Source organism: Acinetobacter sp. AOR41_HL, from assembly GCF_027854645.1.
GTDB lineage: Bacteria > Pseudomonadota > Gammaproteobacteria > Pseudomonadales > Moraxellaceae > Acinetobacter > Acinetobacter nosocomialis.
Genome location: NZ_JAKTHZ010000046.1, coordinates 36,823 through 55,536, shown reverse-complemented (window position 1 = coordinate 55,536; position 18,714 = coordinate 36,823). Strand labels below are relative to the sequence as shown.

Annotated in this window: 18 protein-coding genes; 8 read left to right on the top strand and 10 right to left on the bottom strand. The window is 40.8% G+C overall.

Annotated elements, in window-relative coordinates; translation table 11 throughout:
- The first annotated feature begins 2 nt into the window (after positions 1–2).
- Both MKL35_RS17375 and MKL35_RS17370 read left to right on the top strand, forming a co-directional pair.
- Entirely contained in the window at positions 3–1,571 is a 1,569-nt protein-coding gene (locus MKL35_RS17375) for a sensor histidine kinase (RefSeq protein WP_031956174.1), read from the top strand.
- 23 nt (positions 1,572–1,594) lie between these two features.
- Positions 1,595–3,016: a sigma-54-dependent transcriptional regulator gene (locus tag MKL35_RS17370; RefSeq protein ID WP_032011637.1), complete on the top strand. Its 1,422-nt coding sequence runs from the start codon at positions 1,595–1,597 to the stop codon at positions 3,014–3,016.
- Between the two features lie 3 nt (positions 3,017–3,019).
- On the opposite strand, the gene MKL35_RS17365 is transcribed toward MKL35_RS17370, so the two are convergent.
- The 4 genes from MKL35_RS17365 to lptF form a co-directional block, all read right to left on the bottom strand.
- A complete protein-coding gene (locus MKL35_RS17365; protein WP_004883636.1) occupies positions 3,020–4,204 on the bottom strand; it encodes a S41 family peptidase in 1,185 nt (394 codons plus the stop codon).
- Positions 4,205–4,219: 15 nt separating this feature from the next.
- Positions 4,220–5,767, bottom strand: coding sequence for a 2,3-bisphosphoglycerate-independent phosphoglycerate mutase (gene gpmI / locus MKL35_RS17360; RefSeq protein ID WP_106479713.1), 1,548 nt, complete (start codon positions 5,765–5,767; stop codon positions 4,220–4,222).
- Between the two features lie 125 nt (positions 5,768–5,892).
- Positions 5,893–6,963 (bottom strand): LPS export ABC transporter permease LptG, encoded by a 1,071-nt coding sequence (gene lptG / locus MKL35_RS17355; RefSeq protein WP_002048976.1) that lies wholly within the window; start codon positions 6,961–6,963, stop codon positions 5,893–5,895.
- Positions 6,963–8,063 carry an LPS export ABC transporter permease LptF gene (gene lptF / locus MKL35_RS17350; RefSeq protein ID WP_002048889.1) on the bottom strand — a complete coding sequence of 367 codons (1,101 nt, stop codon included), beginning with the start codon at positions 8,061–8,063 and terminating at the stop codon, positions 6,963–6,965. The genes lptG and lptF overlap by 1 nt, the downstream gene beginning before the upstream one ends.
- Positions 8,064–8,206: 143 nt before the next feature.
- On the opposite strand from lptF, the gene MKL35_RS17345 reads away from it, so the two are divergent.
- The 4 genes from MKL35_RS17345 (at position 8,207) to MKL35_RS17330 (ending at position 11,081) form a co-directional block, all read left to right on the top strand.
- Positions 8,207–9,655 (top strand): leucyl aminopeptidase, encoded by a 1,449-nt coding sequence (locus MKL35_RS17345; protein ID WP_032011643.1) that lies wholly within the window; start codon positions 8,207–8,209, stop codon positions 9,653–9,655.
- Positions 9,648–10,055 (top strand): DNA polymerase III subunit chi, encoded by a 408-nt coding sequence (locus MKL35_RS17340; RefSeq protein WP_006581179.1) that lies wholly within the window; start codon positions 9,648–9,650, stop codon positions 10,053–10,055. Before MKL35_RS17345 ends, MKL35_RS17340 begins: the two co-directional genes overlap by 8 nt.
- Before the next feature lie 38 nt (positions 10,056–10,093).
- Positions 10,094–10,732: a cell division protein BlhA gene (gene blhA / locus MKL35_RS17335; protein WP_080631573.1), complete on the top strand. Its 639-nt coding sequence runs from the start codon at positions 10,094–10,096 to the stop codon at positions 10,730–10,732.
- 130 nt (positions 10,733–10,862) lie between these two features.
- Positions 10,863–11,081, top strand: a complete 219-nt coding sequence (locus tag MKL35_RS17330) for a hypothetical protein (protein WP_002048916.1) — start codon at positions 10,863–10,865, stop codon at positions 11,079–11,081.
- A gap of 58 nt (positions 11,082–11,139) precedes the next feature.
- Here MKL35_RS17330 and MKL35_RS17325 read toward each other — a convergent pair whose 3' ends face one another.
- From MKL35_RS17325 to glnK, 6 genes are all read right to left on the bottom strand, one after another.
- On the bottom strand, positions 11,140–11,799 hold the full coding sequence (locus tag MKL35_RS17325; protein WP_002048938.1) for a riboflavin synthase: 660 nt from the start codon (positions 11,797–11,799) through the stop codon (positions 11,140–11,142).
- A 42-nt stretch (positions 11,800–11,841) separates the two neighbouring features.
- Positions 11,842–13,134, bottom strand: a complete 1,293-nt coding sequence (locus MKL35_RS17320) for a DNA adenine methylase (RefSeq protein WP_001083669.1) — start codon at positions 13,132–13,134, stop codon at positions 11,842–11,844.
- A complete protein-coding gene (gene ribD, locus MKL35_RS17315) occupies positions 13,131–14,216 on the bottom strand; it encodes a bifunctional diaminohydroxyphosphoribosylaminopyrimidine deaminase/5-amino-6-(5-phosphoribosylamino)uracil reductase RibD (RefSeq protein ID WP_032011644.1) in 1,086 nt (361 codons plus the stop codon). Before ribD ends, MKL35_RS17320 begins: the two co-directional genes overlap by 4 nt.
- A 15-nt stretch (positions 14,217–14,231) precedes the next feature.
- Positions 14,232–14,690, bottom strand: a complete 459-nt coding sequence (gene nrdR / locus MKL35_RS17310) for a transcriptional regulator NrdR (protein ID WP_004710970.1) — start codon at positions 14,688–14,690, stop codon at positions 14,232–14,234.
- A gap of 160 nt (positions 14,691–14,850) precedes the next feature.
- Positions 14,851–16,245, bottom strand: coding sequence for an ammonium transporter (locus tag MKL35_RS17305; protein WP_032011645.1), 1,395 nt, complete (start codon positions 16,243–16,245; stop codon positions 14,851–14,853).
- Between the two features lie 57 nt (positions 16,246–16,302).
- On the bottom strand, positions 16,303–16,641 hold the full coding sequence (glnK, locus tag MKL35_RS17300) for a P-II family nitrogen regulator (RefSeq protein WP_000780326.1): 339 nt from the start codon (positions 16,639–16,641) through the stop codon (positions 16,303–16,305).
- Between the two features lie 279 nt (positions 16,642–16,920).
- Between glnK and MKL35_RS17295 the strand changes: the two genes are divergently transcribed.
- On the top strand, positions 16,921–17,148 hold the full coding sequence (locus MKL35_RS17295) for an accessory factor UbiK family protein (protein WP_002048939.1): 228 nt from the start codon (positions 16,921–16,923) through the stop codon (positions 17,146–17,148).
- Between the two features lie 65 nt (positions 17,149–17,213).
- Positions 17,214–18,701, top strand: a complete 1,488-nt coding sequence (locus MKL35_RS17290; protein WP_032011646.1) for a YifB family Mg chelatase-like AAA ATPase — start codon at positions 17,214–17,216, stop codon at positions 18,699–18,701.
- Positions 18,702–18,714 lie beyond the last annotated feature (13 nt).

Sequence of the window (18,714 nt, the reverse complement as noted above, 5' to 3'; positions counted from 1 at the left end):
ACATGCACTCTCCTTTAAATTCATCCCTGTCCCATACGATTTTTCGTTTGGGCACTTGGTATGGTTTATACCGTCTTATTATTGCGGTTAGCCTGAATATTATTTTGGTTTTAACCAATGCTCAAACCGACAATAGTTTGCAGCAACCCTCTTTATATTTTTACACTTTACTAAGCTATTCAATTGTAAGTCTTGTGCAATTGTTATGCTTTAAATTTATTGCTATCCAAACTACTCGGCAGCTTATTTTATTTTTTATTGTCGACATTATTTGTTTAAGCCTCCTTTCATTTTCTGCTGGGGAGCCTAATTTACAAATTAGTTTGCTGTATGTGATTGCAATCTTTACTTCGGCGATTTTGCTCAGTGCAAGAGTGTCTTTAGTTATTACCTTACTTGCGGTTATTGCGGTTATTTACCAACGCTTCGTGGGTAGTTTATTTGACTACAACAATCTAAACACAATCGGTAATAGCGCTTTATTAGCTTTTTTATTTTTCGTTGTTCACGGGATTGGACAAATTGCAGTGCAGCGCTTTAAATTACTTGAAGCACTCACCTTTCACCAGTCAATCGAGCTTTACCAGCTTCAAAATATTAACCGTTATATTTTAGAGCAAATTGAACAAGGCTATTTAGTTTTAGACGAAAATTACGACATTGTTGTTAGCAATCCCGCTGCTTGTTCATTGCTTGGTATTCCTCCCCAGTTTGCCAATGAAAAATATCCTTTGGCTAAATGGCATCCCGATTTATTTGAAATATTGAAGTTTGGCGACTTAAAAGAAAATGACCGATTTATTTTTGAGTCTCGGCTATCAGCTTATTCCATTAATATTAAAGTGCAGCATCTTTTAGTGCCGCAACAAGCTCTGACACTACTCATTTTACAAGATGCCCAACAAATTAATCAGCAAGCACAGCAACTCAAACTTGCCGCTTTAGGGCAACTCTCGGCAAGTATTGCACATGAAATCCGCAATCCTCTGGCTGCAATTGTTCAAGCAAATGAGTTACTTAAAGATAGTGATCTCGAACAACAAAATACTTTACGCCATATGATTGGCAAGCAAACTAAACGCATTGATAGTATTGTTCAGGACACCTTAGGACTTGCTCGTAGCGAAAGAACACACCCTATTCAGATTGACTTAAACAATTTTATAAATACGCTACTCGATGAAGATTTATCTGACGTTAAGCACTCAATTCAACTCAAAATTTCTGATCGTTCTTTAAAATTTTTATTTGACGAAAAACAACTAAGACAAGTCATGATCAATTTAGTGCGAAATGCTTTACGACATAATGCACCCGACTCACCGAATGTCATGATCAACATTCATTCACAAACAAATAAAATTTATATTGATGTGATCGATTACGGTGAAGGTGTTTCAAAACGTGATATATCTCAATTATTTAAACCATTTTTTAGTACCGAAATTAATGGAACTGGTTTAGGATTATACTTGTCTCATAGTTTTTGTGAGGCAAACCATGCAAAGCTCACCTATGTAGAGCAAAAACAAGGGGCATGCTTCAGAATAGAATGCCCAATAATATATTGATTTTTTATTAGGTTTTTGGGGAAATGGCAGAACAGCAACCACTCGTTTTGCTTGTAGACGATGAGGAAGATTTGTGCCTTTTAATGCAAATGACACTTGCACGAATGGGGATTAAAACACATCTTGCTTATCGGGTTGAACAGGCCAAACAACTCTTCACACAGTTTCATTACGATGCATGTTTAACCGATCTAAACTTACCCGATGGGAGTGGATTAGACTTAGTCAAACATGTCTCTCAAAATTATACCAACACTCCCATTGCGGTTTTAACTGCTTACGGCAATATGGATATTGCAATTGCAGCATTAAAAGCAGGCGCTTTTGATTTTGTAAGCAAACCGGTCAACCAAGTACATCTAGATCAATTATTACAGAAAGCCTTAAATCGGCAAAAAATAGAGCATGATTTTGCAGAGAGTGCTCTAGAAAACAAATTATTAATCGGCCGCTCTCAGCCTATTCAACAACTACGCATCGCAATTAAAAAAATTGCGCGCTCACAAGCACCTGTATTTGTTACTGGCGAGTCTGGAACAGGTAAAGAAGTGGTTGCCAACCTAGTTCATCGGCTGAGTAACCGTAGTGAAGGGCCTTTTATTGCGATTAACTGTGGCGCTATTCCAACTGAACTGATGGAAAGCGAGCTGTTCGGACATAAAAAAGGCAGTTTTACAGGGGCAACGCAAGACAAACAGGGCCTCATTTTATCTGCTCATGGTGGCAGTTTATTTTTAGATGAAATTGCCGAATTACCACTTAGTATGCAGGTTAAATTACTACGCGCAGTACAAGAAAAAAAGATTCGTCCTGTCGGTTCTGATCAGGAAATTGATGTTGATTTTCGGGTGATTAGCGCGAGTCATCAAGACTTAGATTTGTTGGTTCGACAAGGCAAATTTCGTCAGGATTTATTCTTCCGTATCCATGTTATGGATCTCATGTTACCGCCTTTACGCGAACGTGGTGAAGATGTCTTGTTACTTGCGAATCACTTTATTCAGAAAATTTGTATGGAGTGGGAAACCCCACTTAAACAATTAACCGAGGGCGCTGAAACTTATCTGCTACAACAACACTTTCCCGGCAATGTTCGCGAATTAAGAAATATGATTGAGCGAGCAATTACTTTAAGTGACGATGCCAATATTGATGTACCACATTTGCACCCTGCCCCTTTAAGAGCAAATATTTCTAATTCAATCGCAACGGTATCTCAAAGCTTTCAGAATCCTGTAGCTACGCCACAGATTGTAAAAAAATTACCAAGTGAGGGTCTAGAGCGTTATTTAGAGAGTATTGAAAAAGATATTCTGCTCAATGCACTCAATATGACCCATTGGAATCGAACCTTAGCAGCTAAAAAATTAGGAATGACTTTCCGTTCTTTACGCTACCGTTTGAAGAAATTTGGGTTAGATACTGAAACTGAACAGGAAGTATAAAGCTTACTTCCTTTTTAGAAGTAGGTCGGCAACACGCTCTAAATAAACTTCGTCTTTCATTTCTGGAGGCAAGGGATAGGTCTGGTTAGGCTGAATACCTTGACCTTCGATCATATTACCATTTGGCGTGTAGTAATGTGAGACCGTCATTTGCAAGGCTGCCCCACTTGGCAAAGGGAAAAGTTTCTGTACAACGCCCTTTCCATAACTTTTTTCACCCATGACCCAAGCACGTTGATGCTCTTTCATTGCAGCAGTAAAAACTTCTGCTGCCGAGGCAGATCGGTGATTAATTAAAATACCAACTTTTATATTTTGAAAATCATTTCCAGGTAAGGCCTGAAATTGCTGATTACCTTCTGAACGACTTTTTGTAGAAACAATAATGCCATGATTTAAAAATAAATCGGCTGACTCAACAGCAGCAGATAGCAGCCCGCCTGGGTTATTTCTTAAATCAATTAATACAGCTTTTAAACGCGAAGAACTATTTTCTTCAATTAAACGTTTAATCTCATTGGCGGTATCTTGCTGGAATACTCTAATTTTTAGTACCAATACCTGATTATGTAACATGACAGGTTCGATATCAGTTTCAATCTTTTTATTACGGACTAAACTGATTGGGGTATTTGACTCTTCTGTCTGTACTTGCAGCGTTGAGCCTATTGAACCATACAACAAACCAAGCACCTGATCTTGGGTTAGATTTTTAAGTTCCTGATTATCTATCTTTAAAATGGTCTGTCCATTTCTCAAGCCTAGTTTATATGAATCAGAACCTGCCTTCAGGTCACGAATCATCCATTTATGGACATGTGCTTCTGGGCTTAATGCAAAATCAACCGAAGCAAGATCACCTTCGGTGTATTGAATGAGTTGACGGTATTCTTCAGCTGACAAATAGCGTGAGTAACGGTCTAGACCACTAACAAGACCTTTAATTGCTTGTAAAAATAAAGCATCGTCCGATTTTTCATCGACATAGTTATCGCGAACAATCCCGTAAATTTGTACAAACTGCTGAATCGACTCAATAGGGACTTCTGCATAACTTTCTTCTGATTCTGGTGAATCAGCATGCTGAGGCGATAATTTTTCTTTTACAACAGGAGCAGCAAGAGCAAACTGGCTGCAACACATCAATACACTACCCAAAAAAGCTTTATATATATTGTGTTGCAGCATTTAGTCACCTATCGCTTATGCAGAGAATGTAATCAGATTACGACCTTGCATTTCCGCAGGTACAGGAATCTGCATTAGATGAAGGATAGTCGGTGCAACATCTGCAAGTACACCACCTTCTGCGATAGTCGCTTGTGTTGGACCAACATAAATAAATGGTACAAGCTCTGTTGTATGTTGAGTATGAACTTGGCCACTTTCGTAGTCCTGCATTTGCTCAACATTACCATGGTCAGCAGTAATAAGCATATGACCTTTCTTGGCCATCACAGCTTCGTATACACGACCTAAACATGTATCAACTGCTTCAACCGCCTTAACCGCGGCATCAAATACGCCTGTATGGCCGACCATATCACCATTGGCATAATTCACAACAAGTAAATCGTACTCACCCGAGTTAATTGCCTTAACGAGTTCATCAGTTACTTCATAAGCACTCATTTCAGGCTTTAGATCATATGTCGCAACGTTTGGTGATGGAATTAGAATACGCTTCTCACCAGGGTATTCATCTTCTCGACCACCACTAAAGAAGAAAGTCACATGCGCATATTTTTCTGTTTCAGCAATACGTAATTGCGTTTTGCCAAGAGAAGATAAATATTCACCAAGTGAGTTTTTCAACTCTTCAGGCATATATGCCACAGGTGCATCAATGCTGGCCTGATAACGTGTCAACATGACAAATTTAGAAAGGTTCGGTACAACTTTACGCTCAAAACCTGCGAAGTCCTTTTCAACAAACGCACGTGTAATTTCACGAGCACGGTCAGCACGGAAGTTCATGAAAACAACGCTATCGCCATCTTGAACTTTAGCCACATCACCAATACGAGTTGCTTTTACAAACTCATCATTTTCATTGGCTGCATATGCAAGTTCTAAACCTTCAACAGCAGTATTTGCTGTACGAACTGCTTCACCTTCGGTCAATAGGCGGTAAGCCTGTTCTACACGGTCCCAACGATTATCGCGATCCATTGCAAAATAGCGGCCAATCATAGTTGCAATACGGCCCTTGCCTTCATATTGAGCAAATAGAGCGTCTAATTTTTCTAGTGAAGATTGTGCACTACGTGGAGGAGTATCACGACCATCAAGGAATGCATGAAGATAAACTTTTGCACCACGTTTTAATGCGAGTTCACACATCGCCACAATGTGGTCTTCATGCGAGTGAACGCCACCTTCTGAGAGCAAGCCCATAATATGAACTGCACCACCAGCAGCTTTGGCTTTTTCAACAGCATCAATTAATACTTCATGTTTGAAAAAGTCACCAGTACGGATGTCTTTAGTAATACGGGTAAAATCTTGATACAACACACGTCCAGCGCCAAGATTCATATGGCCAACTTCAGAATTACCCATTTGTCCATCAGGTAAACCTACATCTTCACCAGAACCAGAAATAAGACTATTCGGATGCTTTGCTTTCATTGCAGTTAAATTCGGGGTTTTTGCTGCAAGAAAAGCATTATCTTCAATCGCTTCACGGTGTCCAACACCATCCATAATGACCAGAACGTGAGGGATCTTGCCAGCAGTTGCATCCGTCATAATCAATTTCTCTTTTGTCTACAATTTCATCGCAATATCTTACCGAATTTTCGGTGAAGACTCTATTTTTTCCTATGGCTTTCACCAATGCATCTCATTGAGAAAGCCATTTATATTCTTTCGAATTAGCGAGCACGGTAAAGTAAGTAACTACCGGCACCAAACATTAAAATAATAGGTACAAGTACAAACCACGCTGGTGAAGGCGCGTATACCAAACTTGCGTAACCCAAGAAATCTTGTAAGTAATAAAAGCCTAAACCGATAAAGAGTGCGATCACCAAACGAAAGCCCATTGACTGTTGACGCAGTGGACCAAAAATAAAAGAACAAGCCACTAATACAAGCGTAATCAATGAAAATGGAGAAGCAACTTTTTGCCAGAAAGCCAATTGGTAAGTTTTAGGAACTTGGCTATATTCATCCATATAGCGCATAAAACTAATGAGCTGACTTGGAGATAAGTCTTCAGGGTCTAAAGTCACCATATGTACATATTTAGGTTGTAGAGCCAATCCTAAAGACTGCTGATCATGATTATTTAGTATCGAATTACCATCTGTAAGAATGTCTGTCTGACTGGCTTTTTGTAAAGACCATTGACCGTCTTTAATAAACTTTCCTTGCTCTGCATTAATTACAGACTGCAAGTGATATTCTTTATCAAAGTCGACAACCTGAATATCTCTTAAGTTTCCTTGCGAGTTCGCATAGTCAATATAAATAAAGCGTTGCCCTTCTCTTGACCAATAGCCTTTTACTTCGCCTAGAGCAGCAACTGAACGATGACTTTTGATACTTTGTGCTTTCTCATTGGTATAGGGAACAACCCATTCACTTAACGCAAAAGATAAAACAATCAGTAGCAAAGCTGAACGCATTACCCAGCCCACAATACGCCATAAACTGATCCCAACCGAGCGCATCACGATGAGTTCACTGTTGGATGCTAAAGCGCCCAATCCAATTACCGCACCAATTAAGGCTGAAATAGGCAAAATTTCATATAGATAACGAGGAGCACCCCATAACACATAGATAAAAGCTTGCCATGCATTATAGTCAGGCTTTAACTCACCCAGTTCACCTAAATAGGTAAACAAGACTTGCAAAACAGATAAGACAATGGTGGTACCAAACATTGCAAGCGCAGTGGTTTTCGTCACATATTTGGCGACTATTCGACGTGCTAACATTATAATTTCACTCGCTTGATCTGTTTCTTGATTTTCGGCCCTAATTTCTGTTTACGAGAAAATAAGGCAGCTGCAATTGCATAAACCAATAAAGCCGCTGGATACGCCCAAATATCGAGCTCACCTTTACTAATACGAGTCTTAATCGCAATCATAAGTACAATCAAGCTCGCAAAAATAAAAATAGATGGAATGAGACGATAATAACGACCTTGTCGAGGACTCACCTCAGACAACGCAACCGACATCATAAGAGCAACAATAATGGTAAACGGACCGAATAAACGCCAACCTAATTCACTTCTAATGACTGGATCATTTGTTTTAGCCAATAGTTTAGAGGTTGGAAGTGCTTCTACGTCACTACTCTCAAACTTGACGTCTTTATCGTTCTCAAGTCTTAAACGATAAGACTGAAACTCTGCTTGCGTATATTTAGGTTGTCCCGGATATATTTCATAACGGCGCCCTTGAACCAGATCGACGACATTGGCAGTATCATTGGCAACCTCAACACGTGTTGCCTCTTTGGCCAAAATCATGACATCTGGTTTGCCTTCTTTGGCAGCCCGCTGGTAAAAGAAAATATCTTTGAGGTTTTTACGGTCTTCCGACAGTGAACCTGCATAAATCGTATAAGGTCCTGAAGAAATAAACTCTCTTGGTCGAACCAAGTCAAAGCCTGTCCGTACAGCTTGGGTCGTTGTTAATTTTTCAAATTCACGTAGTCCCCACGGCGTCATCCACAGCATAAGCACAGACTGACAAACCATATAAACCAGTGTCATTGGAATGAGTAAGCGTGCCAATTGATGACGGCTTACCCCGCTACCATTCAAGACAGCCATTTCATGGTCAACATATAAACGACCAAACACCAACATTAAACCAATAAAAAATCCCAGTGGTAAAATGAGGGTTAAAAATTCAGGTAAACGGTATCCAATGATGCTAAATAAAATACTTGCATCTAAACGCCCCTGTGCCGCCACACCAAAGTATTTGATCAGACGACCACCCATCATGATTAGGGTCAATAATGCGATGACCACCAATGAGGTAGAGACAACTTGCTTGACGAGATAACGCCGAATAATCAAATTAATACTTCCAAAAGGCTAAACGGGACGAACGCTAGTTTACCCGAATGTTAAAAATATAAAACCGCACATTGCAACGCTATGCTTGAAAGTGTTTCAATGTTTTAATCCAACATAACTTTCTATAGGCAATCACGGCAGCCATGAAATTTACAACTTATACAACTTTTCCTGAACAAACATCTAATGAATCTTTGTGGGTTTTAGTTGATTCAGAACAGCTACAAAGCAACCTCAATACATATCAAATCAATAACCTAGAAAGTATTCTTACGGCGACTCAATATAAAGCTAACTTCAATGAGACACTGCCATTATTTGGTCAGCTTAGCACTCAACCTCACAGCCAACTACTTGGTTTAGGAAAAGCAGCTGAACTTCAAGCAGTTAAGTTAGCTAAATTGGCACAAACCATTATCAAATCGACACAAAATAAATTTAAGCATATCGCAGTTGATATTGCTGCATTACCTGTCGAATACCATTATTTATTTGCATTAAGCTTAACTCAAGCAGCTTATGGTTATGATGAGTTTAAATCGAAAAAAAATGAATTTGTGTTACAACAAGTTGATTTAATTAGTCCACACACAAGCCTTGATGAAAATCAACTTGCTTTAGTACATGCCGTACAATCTGGTCAATCTTTTGCGCGTGACTTAGGTAACCGTCCAGGTAATATCTGTTTCCCTGAATATTTGGCTGAACAGGCTTTAGCTTTGGCAGCAGAATTCCCTGATTTACTCAAAGTGACTGTCTTAAATGAGCAGCAAATGGCTGACTTAGGCATGTATGCTTTCCTTGCTGTGAGTAAAGGATCTGAGCGTCCGGGCCGTATTGTCACTCTTGAATACCAAGCACAGCTTGAACAAGCCCCTGTCGTACTTGTCGGCAAAGGCGTTACTTTTGATACAGGCGGTATTTCTTTAAAACCAGGCCTTGGCATGGATGAAATGAAGTTCGATATGTGTGGTGCAGCCTCTGTACTTGGTACGATTCGCGCACTATGTGAAGCACGCCTTCCAATTCATGTGGTAGGTGCGATTGCAGCAGCAGAAAATATGCCTTCGGGTAAAGCGACCCGCCCAGGCGATATCGTAACGACCATGAGCGGCCAAACTGTTGAAATTTTAAATACTGACGCTGAAGGCCGTTTAGTTCTTTGCGATACGTTAACGTATATCAAACGTTTCAATCCGGCAGTTGTGATTGATATCGCAACATTAACTGGTGCTTGTGTAGTGGCATTAGGTAAAGTGTTAAGCGGTTTATTCTCTCCTGACGATGCTTTAGCAACTGAGCTACAACAAGCTGGTGAGCAGTCATTCGACCGTGTATGGCGCATGCCAGTGATTGATGATTATCAAGAACTCTTGGACTCACCTTTTGCAGATATCGCTAACATTGGTGGACCACACGGTGGTGCAATTACAGCGGCCTGCTTCCTTGAGCGTTTTACTCGTGACTATCGTTGGGCTCATCTAGATGTAGCAGGAACAGCTTGGTTATCAGGTACAGCAAAAGGTGCAACTGGCCGTCCAGTACCACTACTTATGCAATTCTTGGCTAACCGTGTAAATACGAATGGCTAAAGTTAGCTTTTATCTGTTTGAAACCAGTGAAGAACGGCAAGTCGATAGTGCTTGCCGTTTATGTCGAAAGATCTTGCTGAAACATTCAAATATCTGGTGGTATTGCCCAGATGTACAGTTACAACAAACACTTGATGAAAAATTGTGGAGCTTTGATCCGACCAGTTTCATTGCACATGGGATTGATCAGGCAGACGCAGCAGTATGTATTTCGGCTAAACAACCTTCTGAACAAGGCTGGTTGGTATTTAATTTTAACAATCATGCACTTGAACAAGTGAATCATTTTAGCCACATTATAGAAATTGTTGAAAATAATGAAGCAGCCAAGCAAATTGGCCGAGAAAAATTTAAAATGTATCGTCGTTTAGGTATAGAACCTCGAACCTTTAAATTATAACGCGCTAAAATGTAGATACTGTTGAGCAAAGGAGAACTGTGGTGGCATTAAATGTCGGGCAAGATTTTAAAAAAAGATGGTTAAATGCGCCTGAAGCTGTCCGTCATGCCTATCAACAGGATTTGGCACGTATTTGTGATTTATTAGAGCCTCAGACGCCTATTCAACTTTGGGTACTCAATGATGAGAAGGCACAGCTAGAATCACAGCAAAACATTGAACAAGCTTATGCTGACTTAAAAGCAGAGTTAATCGAACAGGCACGTATTCGTCGTCAGCTTGCTTTAGAAAAGTCTCTTGCAGATAAGCGCGCAATGGAAGCAGCCTATGCTGCTGAATTACAAGCAGACGAAGTTCGTAAATTTAGTGAACAAACTCAAGCTCTACAAGCTTTCCGCAGTCATTTAGAACAAGAAGTTGCTGAACACACTGCGCGTTATCAGAAAAATCCTGAAACACCAGCAGTGAACTACTCTTCTGGCGTAAAACTTAGCATTACCGATGATCAAATCTTATCTGAGCTTGAAAGTTTACGTATTCGTTTAGAGCTTGAAGCTGAGAGCTTAATTGAACAGTCTGTTACGGCTTTCCGAGCTAAGCTAAATTCGGCAGCTCAAGAAGAAATTGAATATATTTTAAAAAATTCTAAGTTTTCTGATGAAAAAATAGAAAAGTAAAGTTTATACAACGTTCCTTGTCATAAAAATGACATTTAATTGTCACAAAATAGTCATGCATAATATTCTTTTAGTTCAAATAATTATTAGAATAATGCATATGTATTTATGAAAATTAATGAGGGTAAAAATGGACATTCCACATCAGATTTCAATGCAACTTGAGCAGCTTAATCAGGGTGAGCAATGGACATTTTCAGCACAAGAACTTTATATGAGTCATAACGACTTTAATTCACTTTCAATTTTACTCACACGAGCGTCAGAAAAAGGTGAGTTTTCAATTACACGCACCCAGCATAATAAACCATGGGTTGGCACACACTCGGTTACTCTGACCAAACATTAATTTCAAAAATAAAAAACCGGAACATATGTCCGGTTTTTTATTTTAGCGATTTAAAACTTTATTTTAAAAAGCCATTTTCAGCTAAGAAAGCCATACTAATATTTGACTCGGTTTTTTGTTCAGCAGCTTTATCACCCAGTAATAAACGCTCAATATAACGTGCTAATACATCGACTTCTAGGTTAACTTTGCTACCGACTTGCCAGGTTCCAATATTGGTACGTTCTGCTGTGTGCGGAATTAAGTTCAAACTTAAAATATTACCGCGTAAATGATTAATGGTTAAACTAATACCATCTACTGTCACAGAACCTTTCTCTGCTAAGTATTTAGCAAGTTCTACAGGTGCTGTCACTTCATAATAAATTGAGCGAGCATCTTCACGGACTACGGTAATTTCACCTACACCATCAACATGACCACTTACAATGTGTCCACCAAAACGGGTTGTTGGCAGCATCGCCTTTTCCACATTGACACGTTGACCCACTTTCCAGTTACTTAAAGTGGTACGGTTTAAACTTTCGCGAGAAACATCAGCTGCGTACCAGTTGTCTCCCCACTCAATAACGGTGAGACAGATCCCATTGGTTGCAATTGAGTCACCTAAATGTACATCCGACATATCCAAATCGGTTTGAATACGTAAACGCACATCGCCACCTACACTTTGCAGGCTTTCTACTTTACCTAAACTTTCAATAATGCCTGTAAACATGGCTCAATCTCCAAATCTTTTACACTGCTTAAATTGCAGCGCTTACCAAAGTGCGAGCTGCGTACTGTTACCTGAAGTATCTACACCACCTAGCTCGGCAAAGTGGTAAAGCTGGCCTAACAATTGACGTAACGGCGGCCCTGGTTTGGCATGAGTATCTGTAATCACAATAAACTCAAGCACACGTGCGCGCTCTGACTGACGTTGTTTACTTACGCGATAACGTGGAACATCTTGAGTCAATAAAGTGACTTTTCCACGCTCCAGATTGGCCATCAGTAAGTCTTTTGGCTCAATATTACCATCGGTCGAATAACTGGTCAGAATATAACGTGCATTGATGGTTGAAAGTAATTTTTCATACGCATCTTTTGCATGTTTAGAAGAGTTATAAGGACTTGGACGTTCTTTACGCCATGCACGGTCAATACCACTCTTATAGCCTTTCGTATCTGGCGGTGGTAAATCGACTTGATCCCATAACGTCAATGCATTTAGAACATGGTAGTTACTACTATAAGCATGCTGGTTATAAGGTGGATCAAGATAGGCTACATCTACTTCAAAACCGCTCATCTGGTTTGCTAAATGCTGAGCATCTACACACCACATTTCAGCAGCAGGGCGTTTACGGTCACCAATCTCACAAAAACGGCTCGGTGTGAGCCACAGCAATGATTCAATTCGTTCTAAGGCCGTTTGTGTACGTCCGCCCCACCCTTGGTGGAAGCTTTTAAATACACCACTGGTATTACTCACAAAACTTGCCGAATAGAGTAATGGCGCAAGCAAGGCACTCATTTCTACATCATTAATTGCGCCTTGTGCCTGCCATGTTGCAATCTGCTGGCGAATCGCATCAATGCGCATACCATTACGACGCTTAAAGAACAAACGGTCACGAGATGGATCATAGACATCATCATTACGAGGGCAAAGGTTATGCGTTACCCAACCTTTAACCTCAGGTAAACGGTTTAAATAATCAATCGCTTTCTGGTAGCCACCAAGCTCTTTAAACGCGGGTGCATCGACACAAGCTAAAATCGCATGATTTAAAGCATGGCTATAAGGTTCCCAGTCATTTGCAATGACTCGGTAACCGTTTTGACGTGCCAAGCGAGACACCACACCACTACCTGCGAAGAAGTCGGCAAAAATCGGAGGATTCTTTTTCTTGCTGTTCAGCGTCCCTGTAATTTCCAGAGCTTCTAAAATCAAGTGGAGCAATCGGCGCTTGTTACCCAAGTATGGTACAAGCTGATGAAAAAGATATTCGTCTGTCGTGCGGGCTGCATGACGACGTTTGTGGTAAACCGAAGGCTCTGAATTCATACTTTCTCTTGCGTAGGGATTAACCTTAAGCGTATATCTTGATCAAGTTGTATTACATCAAGAAGTTTAAAACGAAGTTGCTGTGCCATATATTCAAAATCTGCGTTGAACATGGCTCTTGCACTTTGCCCCAATAAAGTCGGGGCAACATAACTGATCATTTCATCTACCAAACCTTCTTGCAAAAAGACGGTAGACAATGTTGCGCCAGCTTCAACCAGCACATCATAAATTTGGTATTGCTTAGATAAGGCCTGTAATAGTGTTTTTAAAGGCTGAATTTCTAATTGTATCACGCCTAAGTCAGCAAGTTCCTGACGATATGGCCCCATCACCATGACAGTTTCAGGATTTTCTAAAATTTTAGCAGTGAGCGGTAAACGCCCTCTTCGATCTAGAATTACCCGTTTTGGCTGCGCAACTGTTTCGATATCAAGATTATGGAGTGACCGTACATTAAGCTGACAGTCATCAGCAATCACAGTATCAATACCTGTAATCACGGCACCTGAAATCGCACGCCAATGTTGGACATCTTGACGAGCAGCAGAACCAGTAATCCACTTCGACTCACCCGATGCCATTGCAGTACGCCCATCTAAACTAGAAGCAACTTTTAAACGCACATATGGCATGCCCGTAGACATCGCTTTTAAAAAGCCTTGATTAAGTTGAGCTGCCAAATCTTCACAAATCCCGATTTCTACTTCAATACCGGCATTTTTTAAGATCTGAACACCTTTACCTGCAACAAGCGGATTGGGATCGGGACACGCTACCACCACTTTTTTAACCTGTGCTTTAACCAATGCTTCAGCACACGGCGGGGTTCGTCCATAATGAGCACACGGCTCAAGCGTCACATAAGCAGTTGCGCCTTGTGCTTGTTCACCCGCCTGACGCAGCGCAAAAACTTCAGCATGAGGTTGACCAGCTTTCGGATGAAAACCTTCACCAATCACTTGATTGTCTTTGACAATAACACAACCGACATTTGGATTTGGTTTTGTCGAATAGAGTCCTCGTTTGGCAAGTTCAATGGCTTGCTGCATCCAGTACTGATCTTGTTTCAACTCAGACATATAAATCTCAAATGATTAATGTTCACGTTGTTGCATTTGCTCAATTTGACGGCGAAACGCTTCAACATCCTGAAAGTCTTGATAAACCGAAGCAAAACGAACATAGGCAACATGATCAAGTGCAAATAAAGATTGCATGACAATTTCACCAATAGTTCTAGACTTAACATCACGTTCACCTAAACGGCGAATCTGCAATTGAATATCACTCAGAACCGTTTCGATCTGCTCTTGTGTCACTGGACGCTTTTGTAAAGCATGCATAAGTGAACGACGTAGCTTGGCTTCATCGAACGGTTCATTCTTTCCATTCGATTTGATCACACGGGGCATCACCACTTCATAGCTTTCAAAAGTGGTAAAACGTTCACCGCAAACTACACACTCACGACGTCGACGAATCTGACAGCCTTCTGCGGCTAGCCGAGAATCGATGACTTTACTATCTGCGGCGTTGCAAAATGGACAATGCATAGCGGACTTAATAGGGTCAATTACTTTGACCTAGTGTAGCAAAATTTCTACGCTTACTGAACCAGCATTCTATGAGACAAAAAAACAGCCCTGAGCCAGATCAAAGCATCGCTTTGATCACAGCCCAAGACTGTTTTTAGTACAGCAAATATATTATGAATTATTCAATACGTTCGCCATGTTGGCTTAAATCCAGACCCATACGTTCATCATCGGCATTAACACGCAGACCAATCACCACATCAATTACTTTAAGAATAATGAAGGTTGCAATACCGCTGTAAACCATAGTTGCAAGTACACCTTCAACTTGTACCCACAATTGACCTGCAAATGTTGGTGCTAAAGTCACACTAGCTGCTTTAATGATTTCATCACTGTAGAACACGCCAGTTAAAATCGCGCCGACAATACCACCTACTGCATGTAAACCAAAGGCATCTAATGCATCATCCGCTTTGAGTAAACGTTTAAGTGCTGTAATACCCCAGAAGCAGACTACACCACCGATTAAGCCCATCACTAGAGCTCCGCCTACGCCGACGAAACCTGCTGCTGGTGTAATCACAACCAAACCAGCCACAGCACCAGATGCACCACCTAATACAGAAGCTTTACCACGAATCATACGTTCTACAACTAACCAAGAGAAGGCAGCAGCAGCGGCAGCAACTTGAGTCACTAAAATTGCCATACTTGCACGAGCACCAGCGCCTAAGGCACTACCACCATTGAAGCCGAACCAACCAACCCAAAGTAAGCTTGCACCGATTACAGTTAAAGTTAAGTTATGCGGTGCCATAGATTCACGGCCAAGGCCAATACGTTTACCAAGCATGTAAGCTGCGACTAAACCAGCAACACCAGAGTTGATATGTACAACTGTACCACCAGCAAAATCTAATGCGCCTGCTTTAAATAACCAACCATCTGTTGCCCAGACCCAGTGAGTAATTGGCGCATAAACCACAAGTACCCAAATTGTAATAAAGGCCATGAAAGCTGAATATTTCATACGGTCAGCAATCGAACCACTCAAAATTGCGACAGTAATGATGGCAAAAGTCATTTGGAAAATAACAAATAAGCTTTCAGGAATTGTTCCACTTAGTGCGTTAAAACCTACGCCATTGAGCATAGCTTTAGACAAGTCACCAAAGTATGCACCTGTGCCAGAGAACGCGAGTGAATAACCAGCAATCACCCAAAGCAAACTTACCAAAATTGCAGCAGAAAGGCTGAACATCATGGTACTTAATACGTTTTTCTTACGGACCATACCGCCGTAGAACAATGCCAAACCAGGAATCGTCATCAACAGTACTAAAGCTGTTGAAACTAAAATCCAAGATGTATCGCCTGTATCGAGTTTTGGTGTCGGTGCTGGAGCTGCCGGAGTTGCGGCTGCTGGTGTTGCTGCAGTTGTTGCAGGTGCTGCAGACGTTGATGTTGCTGTAACCTCAGATGTCGGTGTTGTTACAGTCTCTTCTGCCCAAGCGGCAGTACCACCCAAAAGTGCGCCTGTTAGACTCAGCGCCATAAGCATTTTTTTCATTCGTGTCCCCCAACCTCATTTGCGAGCTATTTATTGCTCAGCAAGCTTTGTGCCAATTTAGACAGCATCTGGTCCTGTTTCACCCGTACGGATACGGATGACTTGTTCCAGGTTAGTCACAAAAATCTTACCGTCGCCGATTTTCCCAGTGCTTGCCACACGAGTAATTGACTCAATTACTGCGTCGACCATTTCATCGCTAATCGCAATTTCGATTTTTACTTTAGGTAAGAAATCAACCACATACTCCGCGCCGCGGTAAAGTTCTGTATGCCCTTTTTGACGACCAAAACCTTTAACTTCAGTTACGGTAATCCCTTGTACACCAATGTCAGAGAGTGCTTCACGCACATCATCTAATTTAAACGGTTTTACAATTGCAGTTACAAGCTTCATGTTTGTTTCCTTCGGCTTCTTTTCACCAGTAAGGTTTTATGTTCAATTTTCATGCCAATATTTCAAAGGTTGGAGGAGATGAATCTTTTGCATGAGCTTTCTTTATAACCTATTTAGTTATCAAGATGTAGATGAGCTACTAAAAATAAAATGAATTTGCAGTCCTGTTTTTATTTCATTTTATCGTTATCCAATATGGAAAAGCCAAGAAGCCTATATACGAGGTTCAAGCAGTGTTAAACTGGCAAGCATAAGGTAATACAACAGTTTGGATATCTCATGCTAGAAACTCTATTACAGGCTATTTTGGAACAAATTGACGAGCCTAAAAAAGATTTAGAAAAAAACTTACGTGCATTATTAAATGAAACTGTCGAGAAATTAGACCTCGTGTCTAAACAAGAAATCGAAAGACAAAAAACTGCACTTCATTTAGCCAACCAACGTTTAGAAGAGCTACAAAAACAAGTAAGTCTATTAGAAGAAACTTTAAAGAATAAAAAATAAGCACCAATGTAGCGCACTTATACTTTACAACGATTAAAAATTAAGCACCACAATGGAACAAGAAGATGTCTTTTTCTAAAATTTATACTCGGGGACTTTTAGGCTTACATGCGCCTCTCATTGAAGTAGAGGTACATGTGAGTCAAGGCTTACCTTCTCTAACGATCGTAGGGCTTGCTGAAGCAGCAGTCAGGGAGAGTAAGGACAGGGTTCGCTCAGCCATTATTAATAGTGGATTTCAGTTTCCGACTAAACGGCTGACTATTAATCTTGCTCCCGCAGATTTGCCCAAAGATGGTTCACGTTTAGATTTACCGATTGCATTAGGGATATTAATTGCCTCAGGTCAGCTTCCAGAGAACTGCACTGAAGACTTTGAATTTATTGGAGAGTTAGCACTAGATGGTCATGTAAGACCTATTTCAGGTGCTTTAACTTTGGCAATGGCCTGCCAACAAGCCCAGCATAAAATTGTTTTACCCCAAGATAATAGTCAAGATATTAGTCATTTACCAAATCTTGAGTGTTATCCGGTTAGTCATTTAAAAGAAGTTTGTGAACACTTTTTAGGAAATACCAAGCTATCTCAGGTGCAATCATCTTCCCGCTCAAATGACATACCGTATAAATTTGACCTTGCTGATGTAAAAGGTCAGCTACGTCCACGTCGTGCACTGGAAATTGCAGCTGCTGGAGGGCACTCCCTGCTCTTTAAAGGACCACCGGGTACAGGTAAGACTTTACTCGCCTCACGTCTTCCTTCAATTTTACCACCACTTTCTACTCAAGAAACGCTTGAAGTTGCGAGTATTTATTCGATTTCAAATACACCGCATATTTTTGGACAGCGCCCTTTTCGTGCACCCCACCATACAGCCTCAGCAATTGCACTAGTTGGGGGCGGCTCGCATCCTAAACCGGGTGAAATTACCTTATCTCACTTAGGGGTTCTCTTTTTAGATGAATTACCCGAGTTTGATCGCAAAGTATTAGAAGTCTTACGCCAGCCGCTTGAGTCAAAAGAAATTATCATTTCACGGGCAGCCCGGCAAATTACCTATCCTGCCAACTTTCAGCTTATAGCAGCAATGAACCCCTGCCCATGTGGTTACGCATTTAATCAAGACAGTCGTTGTCAGTGTTCACCCGAAAGTATTAAGCGCTATCAAAATCGTATATCGGGACCATTACTTGACCGCATCGATTTACATATCGATGTACCGCCATTAAAAGCTCAGGAACTACAAGACCCAACACCTGCTGAGGATTCGACAACTGTGCGACAACGTGTGATTTATGCTTATGAACAACAAATAAAAAGGCAGAATTGTTTAAATCAAGCGCTTTCACCAAAACAATTAGAACAATTCGCTGTCCTAGATGACACTTCACAGCGAATGATTGAAATGGCACAGCAACGTTTAAATCTATCAGCTCGTGCTTATCATCGTGTTTTACGGGTTGCTCGTACCATTGCCGATTTGTCTCAAAGTGAGATGATTCAAAGTCCTCACCTTACAGAAGCTCTCTCCTATCGAGGCAATCATTCTTAAAATAAAACAGCGG